Source organism: Nocardia sp. NPDC047038, from assembly GCF_040644075.1.
GTDB lineage: Bacteria > Actinomycetota > Actinomycetes > Mycobacteriales > Mycobacteriaceae > Nocardia > Nocardia sichangensis.
Window position 1 is genome coordinate 117,626 of sequence record NZ_JBEYVQ010000005.1, and the last position, 14,288, is coordinate 131,913.

Below are 14,288 nucleotides of genomic sequence, written 5' to 3' on the forward strand. Positions count from 1 at the left end.
TGTGCCGCTGGTACAACGCTGCCATCCGAGAGCCGGACGCCGATCCTTACCTGATCTGCGCGGAGCTGCAACAGCGATTGGTCACCATTCACCCGTGGGCCCAGGACTTCAACGGCCGATTCTCCCGAATGGTGGCATTCGTGTGGGGCCTGAAAAGGGCCGGGCTGCCTCCCAGCGCCGTACCCGGGTCGTATGACAACGACATGTTCACCACGGTGCCCGAGTGGGCCGATACCGTCCGGGCCGGAAGCCGCCGATACGCCGACTGGACAGCCGAACTCGAACGACTGGGCCCCGCGGTGGATCCGGCGCGACTGCTCGGCCTCGAACAGATGCGGGAGCAGTACCGACGCATGGGTGGCCTAGCGACACCGTTCCCATCCGGACAAAGGCACGACGGTGATATCGCAATGCGACTGCACGACGCACTGCGTTCAGGGACCTGGGACCGCGCTACAGTCCCAGACATTTCGCAAGAGGGATGGGCAGCCTGGAAACCCATCACGTCGCAGCCACGGACCCGAGCCGAGAACCCCCGCTCCTCGAAGGAACCCGACAGCCGGTCCGGCCCGGAACAGAACCGGTCCGCACAGACGAACAACCCGCCGGTCGGCAACCGCATCGACCCCGTCGCCATCGACCTCGGCGACAGCACGCCCCCGTCCGACGCCGAGACCGCTCCAGCCGAACCAACTCCCGACTCCCGCTGGGCCTTCGGCACCGACGAGGGCGAGGAAGGATCCACGCTTCCAGCTGATCCACACCCCACCCCACCGGAGAACGAGCACGCGGCGCGGGCAATCGCCGCACTGCGCCATCGGTTCGGCGAGCACGCGACACTGCGGTCGTTGGTCGAGCGCGTCGACCCCGATGAGGTAGTCGATGCCGCCCGAGCACGCGCCAGAAGGAATGCGCACTGGTGGTTCTCGCTGTCCACCGAACAGCGGGCGGGAATGGTGGCGGTACACCCCGCCCTGATCGGCAATACCGACGGCATCCCGTACACCGTGCGCGATTACGCCAATCGCCGGTCGATCACCCGGCAGCTCACACAGCTGCGCCGGATCATCGGGCACCGCGGGCTCACCGCCGCGGAGAAGGCGCATCTGCTCAACCTGGAGACCACCCGGGATCAACTGGCCGAAATCGAACGCCGCGTCGAGGACTTCGGCTCGCCGCCGGTACAACTCCTCGCCTACGACGCCGAGAAATACGACGGCAACGGCCGGATCTCCGTCTCCATCGGAGACGCCGACGAAGCGACGAACGTCACCCGCCATGTCGGCGGCTTCGGGACCACGCTGCGGTCACTGCTGTACCGATACGGGTTTGCGGGTGCGCAATACGAGATGACCTCACGGTATGCACCCGAAGAGACCGTGGCGGCCATCATCGATATCGGCTACGAACACCCGACCAAACTGCTGAAGGGAACGGTGCCGGTTCTCCCGTTCGATCCCCTCTATCACCGGTTCGCCGAAGTCGGGGGCTATGTCGTGGCGCGAGATATCGTGTCCTACAACAGCACTCGCGAGTCTTTGGCAGAGCATCGGGGCACCGCGCTGCCACGACTGCACACTCTCCTCGGACACAGCTACGGCTCCACGACCGTGTGCTACGCGGGCCGGGACGCTCGGCTGGCCGGCGAGATCGACCAGGTGGTTCTGACGGCCTCCCCGGGCGCGGGTCCGATGACTCGGGCTACCGACTTCGGTATCGGGGCCGAGAACGTCTACGTGCTGACGGCGACCCGTGATCCCATCGCCTGGCTCGGCGCCACCGCTCCCGACCGGCGCGGCCGATTCCTCAACCGCGGTCTGGGACCGGATCCGGCCGGCGAGTCCTGGGGAGCGGTGCGGGTCACCGCGGAGCCACCGAAGACACCAGAGTTCCGCAAGCGCATGCAGGTCCATCAGGGTTACAACTCGTATGCCGATATCGAGGCCCGGGTGCCGACCGAGTCGCTGGACAATATCGGCCTGATCACCGCGGGTCGTGGCGCCGAAGCCACCCGCGCCGAACATCGACCGGCCCGAGGGGGCCGCGGTCCGGCGCTTCATGTCACCGATCCGGAACGCAGGCGAGCCGCCCGCACCCGCGCACTGAACGACGGCTTCGCTCCGGCGGAGGCCGCCGAAATCGAGCAGCTCATCGCTGAACTGCTGACCTTCCGCGACAAGGACGGCAATCGTCCGTTCGCCTACCTCGAGAACATGCCGATTCCCAACGCCGCCGAACCGTCCGGGCCGGATTGGGTCGCCAACCGCGGGCAGTGGCTCCGGGCGCTGCGCAAGGGCGACCGCGCCGCGCTGCGAACCGTAGAACTCACCGCCAAGGATGCCTTCGAACTGAAGCGCTTGCTGCGACGCTCCCCCATCTACCTGACACTCGCGCTGGTCGTCGCAACCGGTTTGAAAGCCGAACAGCTACTGGGTATTTCCGACCACGGCCCGCTGTTGTTCAAACAGGAGAAGAGAATACAGGGGAACGAGACGATCACCGTCTGGAAGTTCCGGACCATGCCGGAGGACGAGCCGGAAGGACCCACCAGCAGCGCCGCCGTCGATCGGGCCATGCCGTTCCAGCGGTACCTGCGTGACACATCGCTCGATGAACTGCCGCAATTGCTGTCGATCGCGACTGGAACCATGTCCTACCTGGCTGGCAGACCGATGCTCGACGGCGACCGTGTCCAGATGCGGAAAGTACTCACACCCGAGGAATACGAATTCTGGGAGCAGCACCGCAAGAACGACCTGTGGTCGGCGCTGCACTTCCCCGGCTGCCGCGGTTTCGACCGCGAGTCGCCGGAGTATCTGCGCACCAGATATCTCGCGGCCCGACTCTATTCGATGATCGGAAGCCGGTCGGTCGACGAGTACATGCTCGGGGTGATCGACCAGTACCTGCTCGGCATAGTTGGTAGCCAGGGCCGAGTACTGATACAGAAGCTCGCCGCTCACCTGCATGGCCGTTTCCTCTCCAGCACCGGTGCGAGTACGGAGACGACCGATGTCGCAGCGCAACTGTCGCCCGACACCGTACCCACGCAATCCCCCGATGGCGACACCGATCGACCGGCCGTGGACAGCGGCGCGGCGCAACCGTCACCCACCCCGGTGGAGCCCGCGCCCGACGACCCGCTGCTCGAGCGGATCCGCGGCATCAACCCACTGCGCAACTGGGACATCGGCGCCGAGTGCACCATCGCCGCCGACCTCCGGCTCAGCGGCCGACCCGACATCGTCGCCGAACCGTCGGAAACAGGACGAGTACCCGGTGACGACAGTCGATCCCACGTCCGGTTCATCCAGGCCCACTACGACACGACGTTCCAGCACGTCGAGAGCTGGACCGACCTCGAACAGCAACTGCTCGACGCCGGCCACCTGGCACGCGGCATCATCGCCTACCGCCATCAACCCTTCGGAGGTTCGCAAGGCCACACCGTCAACGTCGTCAACTACCACGGCAGCATCCGCTACGTCGACGGGCAATCCGGCCGAGACGTCACCAAGAGCATCCACGCACTGACCAACCGACTCACGGTACCCGCGAGCCACCGCAACCGACCTCCGGATATCGACGCCCACTTCCTCCGCACCGACGGCCACTACACCGGATCCCGCCCCGGCGCACCGGGTGTAGCGAGGCCCGTCCCTGGCCCGCCCACGGTTGATGAGCCCGCCCGCGGGCCTGGGGACTCCGACCGGCACCCGCGAAGTTCGCCGGAATCCGGAATTTTCCCGAGCACGTCGAGCACCCGCGGTAACACCAAGACCCCCGGCAACAGCGTCGACCCCGTCGCGATCGACCTCGGCCCCTACGACGACGACTCCACGGGCCGCAATGTCGTCGTTCCCCGGCACGCCACCGGTACCCCGGCGGGGGTTGCCGAGCTGGTGGGCGAGGATCTGTCGTTTCGCGGCGACGTCGCCGAACAGCTTTTCGCACAGCACATCCCGGAGGGCGAGCCGTCGGTGACGACGACTCGCGCCGCCTGGGAGCGGGATGTCCGCCGTGCGGTGCGCGGTGCGGAGGCGAGGCTCGCGGGCCTACGCCCCGGCCCGGGGACGGAATCGGGATCGGGCTTGCTCGGCCTGCCGCCGTTGTCCGAGATGTTCTGGTCACGAGAAGATCCGGAGGACGACGGCGCGCAGCCTGTCGGCCTGCACAGCCCGCCGATACTCGACGGCCTCGTCCGGGACAGCGCACAGGCGGGATCGCATGAGAATCCCACCGCATTCGGCCCACCCGCCTGGGTGTACGCGGCATTCGCCGTCCGCAATCCCTGGCCGCCCGAGGTACGGCCGCAGGTGCTCAACTGGTGCGTGCAGCAGATTCGGCAACGGCACTACAGCGCCGGGGAAGCCGACTTCCACCGCTACCTCGCGGTCGAAGCACGAATCGCGGCCATCCGCCAGGCACTCCACGCGCCCACGGACATCGCTACCGACCCGGGCCGGTACACCGATCTGGTGTCGGCGTTTTCCACGAACCTCACCTTCGTGCGCCGCGAAGCGGCCATCGGCCGGGCCCTCCTGAATCGTGGGAAGCTCAGCGCCGGGTCCGAGTACGTGGTCGGCCTGCGTCGGGAAACGGAACATCGACCGGTACCCGACGACGAAGGTCAGCGTGTGCTCGAAGCCTTCACGAGGCACCTGTCCCGGGGACGGCCGTCGAACCTCGACGCCTATATGACACCGGCACTCGATGAGCCGCTCCCACCGCGGCTCGGGTCTTCGATTCGAAGATTGCTGGAGAACCGACGGCAGGTCGAGTTGAGCATCGCTATCCAGCCTCCGGCGACACAGACACAGCGCAGAACACACAGACTGAATGTGACTGGCGCCGCCTACGAGCCGGACCCCGCCCGCGAGGGGGCGGTACGCCTCCGCATGCGCGCCGCGGTGATGATCGATCGAGCCGAATTCGGCGATATAGAGCTGATTTTCGAGCTAGATGCGTCCGGAATCGTCACGGCTTACGTCGAGCCCGGGCCGGCCGGCGACTTCCTACCGGAGTATCGGTCCGCTCGGGGCGGCACAGGACGAGGGTCGTTCCTCGACTTGGTTCGGCACTTCGTGCGCGGCATCGGCGCCGATGTGCTGCAGGTGAAGGTGGCCGACGACGCGGGCGCCGCGGAACTGTCCGGTCGCGACCTGCTGTCGCGCGCGGGCCTCGCACCGGTCGAGAACGCGCCGCAGTGGCTGAGCGAACGCTGTGCACCACCGGCGGTCACGGCCGAGCCCGCCCCTTCGGGCCTGGACCGACGACTCACTCGCGAGCAGGTGCTCGGATTGATGGAACAGGTCCGCGTGACCTCGCCGCACGAGTCCGAAAACCAATGCGGTGTCTGGCATCTGCCGCTGCCCGCCGGACCGGGCGCGACCTCGGCACCGATGGTGACGGTCCGGGTGTACCTGGACGAGGCGGAGCGTTTGGGCTTCGATCTCGACTCGCTGGCCGTGCCGGCGGCGGAAGCGTCGGACCTGTTCCACCAGGCCGGGGTGCGCGGCCCGCGGCTGCTCTATGACTCCGAATCGTCGCCGATGGCACTGGATTTCAAGACCCGCGTGACGATTCACGAGCACATCGCGGGCGATGAAGTCCTGCCGGACGAGGGTTGGGACCGCACAACCGAGGACGTCTTCCTCGAGTTGTCTCGACTACACGGCCTGTCCTCCACTCCCCACACGAAGCATCTATGGGACCGGAAGCAAGAACGCCGGGTGCTGGCACTGGAGCACGGCGACTTCGACCACAGGCTGGACACGCTGATCGGCGGCGTCCCGCTCTTCGTCTTGTGGCAGCCGACGCTCGTCAACGAGGGCAGCGAGCTGATGGGCTTCACGCACGGCAACCCGATCCGCCGCAAGATGCGGCGCGGCGCCGACGGCCGCATCGGGTTCACCGATTCGAAACTCGCGCAATACGCGCCCATCGCATGGGATTGGGCCCGGTACTACCTCGTGAACGACTGGGCCGACGACGCCGAACGACGTGCTGTGCACTCCGAAATCCGAACGATTCTGCAATACCGATACGGTGCCGGTGCCGGTGCCGAACTGGTAGCGGACTTCGAGCGCTACGTCCTGCTGGAGGCACGCAAGTCGATCATCGGCGACGCCTACCGGCTACCCAAGAAGATCGCCACCGGGTTCGCGACCATCGAGGAGGTGCTTCCGGACTTCTACCGGAACGTCGCCCTCGTCCGCCGCGCCGCCGGGCAGGACCCCATCTCCGAGGAGGCGGTTCACGATCTGCTGGCGGAATGGGCGCTCCGTGAGCTGGAACTGCTGGACACGTCCGCCGCCGCGGCGACTGCCTGGGAGATTCCGCCGGCTCGCGCGACGGAACCACGCCGGTGGATGCGGCGGATGCTGCACACGGCCGACAGGGAGCTCGGTGCCGGTCACCACGATGTGGACAAGTCGGCGGCACTGGCCGCCGTCCAACGCTGGGACGGACCGCGACGGCTGGAGCCGGTCAGGCTGCGGTGGCTGGGCTCCCCGGAGGGCTTCCTCACCGCGGTCGTCACGGCTGCGGTCGTGGAAGGCACACGCATCAGCGGCGAGGTCTATTTCACCTTTTTCACGGATGCCTCCGGCCGGATGGTCGCAGATTGCGTCGGCGACGTGGAAGCCCAGAAGGTCGAACCTCTCGTGCTCGACTTCGTTCGTGACGCGGGCGCGGACCGGCTCCGGGTGACGTTGATCAGCGACTGGCCGGCGGCGGCGCGGGCCGGGTTCGATTGGAACAGGGAGCATCTCGGAGAGATGGAAACGATTCGAGAGGCCCTGTGCGATGCTGTCGACGACCTCGAGCAGCGCGAGCCGACCGTCCCGCCCGGCGTCGCAGAAGTAGGCCGAAGGTTGCGGTCAGGTGACCTCCCTACACCGAGGGAACTGTTGGATGCCGGCCTGATCGACGCCGGTGTGCCGCTCGAGGAGATCGCCGCGCCGTGGGCCGGGTGCATCGACATGGCCGACGCACCCGCTGCCACGGACCTCGAATGGAGCCAACCCGAAGCGCGGCCGGTCGTAGCCATCCCCACGGACCCGCCCGCACCGGAAACGTTGCTGGACAACATCAAACGAGAAGGCCGCGGCACCCTGGACTCGAAGGTTGCCGCCAGGCAGATCCTGCGGGCCCGACTCCGAGCACCCGACTACGAGGGAAACAACAAGCGGACGTGGCGCTATCGAGACGACAACGGCAATCGGATAGTCGTGCACCAGGTACTGCCGACGACCACAGGTGAAAAAGACCTCACCCGCAACCCCGATCCGTCGCACCGGAATGTCCGCTGGTTCCATTGGCTTCCGTTCGATGCACCCGATGCCGTGCAGCTTGCCGGAACTGTGACCGATGTTCCCGCACGGGTATACCGGTGGCGCGATTACTACGTGGAGGAGTATGCCGACGGACGCACCCCGGAGCCGGATGATCCGAACTGGGATCTGATCTTGAACAAGATGTTCGAGGCGAAGCGACGTCTGCTGGATATGCGGCTACCCCCGCATCTGCAGGTGCGGCCGGTGACCGAACACCTCCACCTCTACCTGGATCAGCAGCGCCGCAACTACCGTCGCCGCGCGCCCTGGCTGGATCGGCTGTTCCGCCTCGCCCCGCATCAGGCCTGGTCGCCGGATACCGACGACGCGATTTGGCGACCGAGCCTCAATCACAACGACATGACGCTCAGCAACCTGCGAATCGACGACGAGAACGACACCGCGACGCTGATCGATTGGGACAATGCCGCCGTCACCCACCCGCTGTGGGATTACGTGACGATGCTGTGGTCGAACTGGCCGCCGGAGATCGCCGAACAGGTCGAGAACAAGATCAGAACCGAGGTTCGCGACCTCGAGGCCAACGGGCTGGTCGGACCGGGCGCCGAAGCGGAACTGGATCGGCTGCTGACAATGGGTTGCCTCGACTCGCTCTACGCCGATTCGCGCAATTTCGTCCAGCAGATCGCGGAGGATGCCGGCAAGGCCGACCGGCTCACCGGACGGTTCTACTCCGACTATCGACGGCTGTGCCGCCTGCGCGGATGGGAGCCGGAGTCGCCGAATGTCGTTCGCACGCTGATGCTGGAAGCAGTGAACGAGGTGTGCACGAGGCAGGGGCTGCCGACGCTGCCGAATGAGCCTGCGGCGCAGCCGATCCGGCAGGCACCATCATCCGCGGAACGTCCGGAGGCCGTCGCGCCCACGGCACGTCCGCATCCGGCTCTGCCGGCCGCCGAGGTCGCAGGCGACACCGAACTCCTGGCTGTCGTGAACGGTCTGCTGGATCGACGGTACGGTCCTCGCGACTACGCCGTGACACCGACCGCCGCACGGTACACCGACAACGCCGGGAATCGGTGCTTGACCGTCTCAGCCACCATTGTCACCGGGGGCACGTGGCGCGTCGGCGAATCGGGCGACATGCGTTTCCATGTCAGCCAGGGCGGAGCCGCCGAGGGCCTACCGGGCGTCGATGAAGCGGGCGATATGCGGTTCCATGTTCGCCAAGACGAAAATGGCCGGGTCACGGTGACTTTCGACCACCTGGTGGTCGACCCGGCCTTCGCGGGCGGACACTTCGCGCAGCACTTCGTTCCGCAACTGCGCCAGTGTGTCGGCACGGATGGCCGGGTCATCGTGCCCGTCAACGGCCCGACCGGCTTCACGATTGCGGCACAGCACGGTCTTCGGCTGGATTCCGATCCGGACCATCTGGCCGAATCGCGGGAGAGCACGGCGCACCTGCTGAGCACCGACCCGCGGGAACTCATCGCCGACCCGATGCTCGACCGGTTCGACCGGCCCGCCGAGGCACGACCGACCTTCACGGAGCTGGCCGCGTATCTCGAGCCGTCATCACAGCAGTGGCCGCAAGACCGCAGGTGGTGGGGCGTGCTGGACAGTGCGTCCACGGACGTTTCCGATCCACTCCCTAGTGCGGCTCCGCGACCGACAGCCCGGATGGCGTCCATCGGTGCCGAGACCGAAGATCCCGCGTTGACCGGAACCGACATCGAACTTCTCACCACGCTGTTCCGCAACCGAGCCCACTTCGCCGGGAATCATCACGGGGTCTGGATCTTCGAGCTGAACGGCCGGAAGGTTGTCATCCGGGCGTCGATCAATACGCCGAATCCCAATTTCGATCCCCGGATCGGCCTCACGTTCGGGGAATCCGCCGCGGTCCAGCTGTGCCGGAAGGCCGGTGTCCGGGTACCGGCGCTGTATCACGTCGGTGCCCAGGAGTCCTATCCCGAGCATTACCTGTTCCACGAGTACCTCGACGGGGAACACCCCACACCGGATGACCCGTGGCAAGACGTCGCGGAGACCGTGTTCCCGGCGCTCGATCGCCTGCACGCCTTGCACGCCGAGCACTGGGCCGAGGCCGAACCCGAGCAACAAGTACCCACCACCCGCGTCGAATGGGAGCAGCGACTGGTTCGCGAGGTGGCACGGATCCCCCTGGAGTTCGACACCGATGATCGGCTGCACGGCGAACTGGGTCTGCCCGGCCTGTACGAGATCTTCGCCGTGCGGCCCGCAACGAACGACGATATCCAGCTCGGTGTACTGCACGGCGATCCGACCTTCCTCAATATGAAGCTGGGCCCCGATGGGGCCGGGCTGCTCGACCTGGAACTGACCCAGCCGGGATCGCCGGTGTGGGATTACGTGGCGTTCGCGACAAGGAACCCGTGGCCTACCCCCACCGTCCGGAACAAGGTCATGAACTGGTGCCGGGCGCGGCTGCGGCGCGACCACGGCGCGGACGCTGCTGCGGACTTCGACCGATATCTGGTGCTGGAAGCATGGAAATCCGTTGCCGGAGACAGCTTCCGGTTGCCGCTGCTGATCGCCCGCGACCCGAGTTTCCTCGCCGACGCGACGGATGCGTTGCACCGCAACCTGAAGGTGGTGTTCGCGGCCGCGGGTCGACGGGCACCGGATGAGACCCAGGTGCGTAGCCTCTTGCAGCGATGGTCTCGCCAATTCGTACGGCAACGCGAAAACCACCTCACGGCGTCAGATTCGGCTACCGACCGATCGGCAGCCGTCGAACCGGCTACCCAGGCGACGCATCCGGACACATCCTGGCTGCCGCGGCTATCGGTGCGCGAGTTGCTGCTGCGGGCCACGATCGGGCACGACAGCGCCGCAGCGGAGGCCGGCCTGTCCGAAGCCATCGCCACCCTGCGGTGTGCCGACGGACCTGCCAGGCTGGAAGCTCTCGCGGCGGAATACGAGTCGCTCGATGACGCTGACCCGGGCGTGGTGAGCCGCATTCGGCTGCGCACCGTGCTGATGGACGGCACCCGCGAATACGGCGAAATCACCGTGCGTTTCGACCTCGACGAGTACGGACGAGTCACCGCACGTCCGGAACCCATCGGCGCCGACCTCGATCGCCTCGCCGCCGACTACGGCGGCCCGTACCTCCTCGGACCGGCCGAAGACCTGGCCCGGCGGATGGGCGCCGATGCGATCGAGGTCGAGGTCTCGCGCAAAGACGGCGTCCGAGCGGCGCGGTGCGGTTACAGCTGGGTCAACGAGCCCGGCGGGCAGGCCGGGCCGAGTGCGTGGTTCGCCCGGCGATGGGCGTACAAGGACCTCACCGATCCGGCGCTGCCGACCACCCCGATCACATTCCGCCCTGCCCTGCGCCGCCCGCAGGGCACCGATTACCTGCTCGACATCGCCGAACCGGTCCACGACGGCGGCTTGCAGCTCGACGATGCGGCCCGCATGCTGATCACCGTCGTGACGAATTCCCCCGATGTCGCCGGCCATTACACGGAGGTCTGGTGCGTCACCGACGGCGGCGGAAAGCCGGTGAAGGTGCGGCGCATCGTCGCCACGCCTGGAGACAAGGATCTGGCCGCCAATCCCACACATCCGAAACTGCTCGCCGGAGACCGGCTCGTCGACCAGGTCGCCCTGGACGACGAACGCGCGGAAGGTCTGGCCCGGCAGGCAGGTGTCGAAGTACCGACGACGATGGCCCACTCCGACGACTACTCGTTCCGCGAAATGGGCCCCGGCCGCGTCCCCACGACCGGTGACCCGGACTGGCCACGGACTTTGCGCGCCCTGCTCCGACAGTTGCGGCGGTTGCAGGCGGTCGAGCTGCCCGACGATCTGTCGGTCCGCACCGTAGCCGACCAGGAACAGCTGTACCTGAGCATGCAGCGGATCAAGCAGGAACAATCTCATCCGTTCCTGCACAGCATGCGAGTACCGCTTCCGCACGAGATCTGGGTGCCGGGCGACACCACCTGGACGGCCGGGCTGAGCCACGGCAACGCCACCTTCCGCAACCTGTGGGTCCGGCCCGACGGCGAAGTACGCCTCGACAACTGGAATCTCACCGGCGTCCGGCACCGGTTGTGGGACTACGTCACCGTCTTCTGGAACTCATGGCCGCCGGAGGCCCTGGCCCGGGTGACGATCATGGTGGAGGACGAAATTCGCGACCAGCACGGTGAATCCGGAGTTCGGGAGTTCCGGCGGCTGCGCGCCATGGCCGCCCTCGACTCGCTGTACACCGACTCCCGATACTTCGTGCGCAAGATCAGCGTCGACCCCGCCACAGCCGGCCCCCTGACACGTCGCTTCTACTCCGACTACCTCGCCCTGTGGAGCTACGCCGAGACGACCGGGCAGTGGCCGTCACGGGGGACGCGACTGACCTATCAGCAGGTCCGCGACCTCATGCTGCATGCAGCCGACCCGAGCAGGCCCCGCCCCGACCTGCCCAGCACCGGTCTCGACACCACGGCGCACTCGACTCGGCGGACCACCGTCGCACCGGACCCGAATCTGTCGGAGGTGCCGGCCATACCGGATCTGCTCGCCGAACCCCCTGCCGAAAGCGAGTTGCTACCGAGATTGTCCGGCCTGCAACGGGAGTACGGCCTCGAGCTCGAGCTCCGGCTGACCCGTGTCAACTATCTGCGTACCGACGACGAGTCCATCTCCGGGATACGGATCCGCGGCGTGTTCGTCAGCCGTGGCGAGAATCCGGCCGAGGCGGGCGATCTGGATCTCTCCATCGAGTTCGACGAAAACGGCTGGCTCACCGCACGATTCGACAAGCTGTGGATAGAACCATGGCAAGCCCACACCAGAGCCGGTGACCAGGTCGTCTCCCCACTCCGCGCTTACCTCCGTCGGTCCGAGGTGGAAGACGTGGCCTTCACGGTGCACGGTCGCCGCGGGGCTCGCGCCGCGATCAGGCACGACCTCGACTGGAACGGCGTCACCGATCCCGACCATCTCGCCGCAGGCATGCGGGCGCTGAGCAGCCGCATCCGTGCGGATCTCGCCCTGGAACCGGACGCTGTGATCACCCGGGAGTTGCGACAACTCCTCGACGAACTGGATTACCCACCCAACGACGCCTCACCGAACGACCGCTACCCCACCCTCGCCGAAATCGACCGCCACCTGCCGAGGGGAATGCACGCGGCCGACTTCTTGAAGGGATTCCACTGGATCGGCCACACCACGCCGTGAGAGCTGTCAGGGTTGCCCCGGCTCCTCGCCCGGTCGTGCTACGAGGGTTTCCACGAGGGCCGAGGCTATGGCCGCCACGGCGCGATCCTCATCGCAGGACAGTTGCCGCAGGGTATCCAGCGCGATGGTCCCCGGCATTTCAGCGAGCGACTGGGTCAGTCGGATTCGCACCGCCGAGTCCGCCGCATATGCGGTGAGCTGTTCCACCAGCGCACTTATGATCCGGTCGGCCCACTCCGGGTCTCGCGCCAGCGTCCCCAGGATCTCAGCCGCCTCGACATCGTTCGGACCCTCGACCACCGTGCCGACGAGCGCGGGCACGGCCAGAGTCATGCCGCGCGCGCCCAAGGAGAGAGCAGCGCGTCTGCGGACCGTCGCGTCCGGGTCATCGAGTGCGCTCGTGAGCGCCACCGTCGCCTCGTCGCCCGGTAGTTCGGCGAGCGCCAGGACCGCGCGCCGCCGGATGTCGACGTTGTCGGAGTCCAGGCCTGCCGCCACGCTCGCCACACTGTCACCGCCCGCTCGCGCGAGCGCCCACCGCAGTGCCCCGGCCACGTACGGATCGGATTCGGTGAGCACCGCCTCGGCCAGCAGCTCGGCGGGCACCGACACGTCCTCGGCCGGGGCCAGGACCGCCTGCTGGCGTTGGGCGGCGTCCGGCGAACCGAGTCCGCGCAGGAGTTCGACGATGCGCAGGGCGTCTTGCCAGCCGGAGGGTTCGGCGGCATCGACCCTGCGGAGTCGCTCGAGCAGTTCCCGCTCTCGGTTCAGTCGTTCTTCGGTTTTCCGGATGAGGTCGCCGACCAGTGCGGACGGCGTGAATCCGGCATCGTCGAGCGCACGAGCGATTTGGCTCAGCGACATTCCCAGGGACCGCAGCCCTTCCACGTGGAAGATGCGCCGGATGTCCTCCGGGGAGTATTCCCGGTAGCCGCCCACGGTGCGGCCGGTCGGTCGCACCAGCCCGAGAGAGTCGTAATGCCGGAGCATCCGCGCACTCACCCCCGAGCGGCGCGCCACCTCACCGATCAGCACGCAGTCGTCTCCTCCCGATCCGGACCGAGCGCGACGACCCGTCTCGCCGCATCGACGGCGAGGTCGAACCCGGCATCCGGGTCGCGCAGGAGCCGCTCCGTGGCACCCGCATGCGCGCGCACCACCGGGTCCTCACTCGCCGTCGCCGCCCGGAGGACCGGCTCGACCACGTCACCCAGCGCGACGAGAGCGCGGCTCAGGCTCAACCGTACGTCCCGGTCACCGCGGCCGAACTGCGCGGCCAGCTCCGCGGCCAGACTTTCCTTCTCCCCCTCGGGCGCGAGAACGACGGCGGCGCGCCAAGCGCTCCGCGCGACCTCGTCGTCGGCATCGTGCAGCAAGGGCCGCGTGATCGCAGGCCAGGCATCCTGGTCCCCGATCTTGGACAACGTGTGCAGCGCTTGACTGCGAGCCTGAGGACGCTCGGAACCCAGCTCCGCGCGAAGTTTCGGAACCGTGATCGCCGATGGCAGCCGCGTCAGCGCCCACGTGAGCATGTCACGCACGAAGAAGTCCGGTTCGATAGCGCACCGTTCTATCAGCGCGTCGACGAAGCCTGGATCGGGATGCGTGCCGATCGCCAGTGCCGCCTCGAGCCGCGTCGACGAGTTCCTCGCCGCCAAAGCGTCGAGCAGCCGGGTGTGCTGTGTATTGCTGTGTGCCGAATTGATGGGGACCACCTCCGACAGCCAGTGAAGGCCTTCACACAGTGAGAAG

3 protein-coding genes (1 of these 3 cut by a window edge) are annotated in these 14,288 nt (G+C 67.2%); 1 reads left to right on the forward strand and 2 read right to left on the reverse strand.

The genetic code is table 11. The features are described 5' to 3' along the window. A protein-coding gene (locus ABZ824_RS19920) for a LuxR C-terminal-related transcriptional regulator (protein WP_356964669.1) crosses the window boundary here: on the forward strand, positions 1-12,536 show its 3' portion. It extends 26,329 nt beyond the left edge of the window; only the last 12,536 of its 38,865 coding nucleotides appear in the window; the start codon falls outside the window, past its left edge; its stop codon occupies positions 12,534-12,536. Between the two features lie 6 nt (positions 12,537-12,542). Here ABZ824_RS19920 and ABZ824_RS19925 read toward each other — a convergent pair whose 3' ends face one another. Both ABZ824_RS19925 and ABZ824_RS19930 read right to left on the reverse strand, forming a co-directional pair. Beyond that, the gene (locus ABZ824_RS19925) at positions 12,543-13,571 is read right to left on the reverse strand and encodes a MerR family transcriptional regulator (protein ID WP_356964671.1); all 1,029 of its coding nucleotides are present in this window, start codon (positions 13,569-13,571) and stop codon (positions 12,543-12,545) included. Further along, a complete protein-coding gene (locus tag ABZ824_RS19930; RefSeq protein ID WP_356964886.1) occupies positions 13,565-14,242 on the reverse strand; it encodes a HEAT repeat domain-containing protein in 678 nt (225 codons plus the stop codon). The genes ABZ824_RS19925 and ABZ824_RS19930 overlap by 7 nt, the downstream gene beginning before the upstream one ends. Positions 14,243-14,288 lie beyond the last annotated feature (46 nt).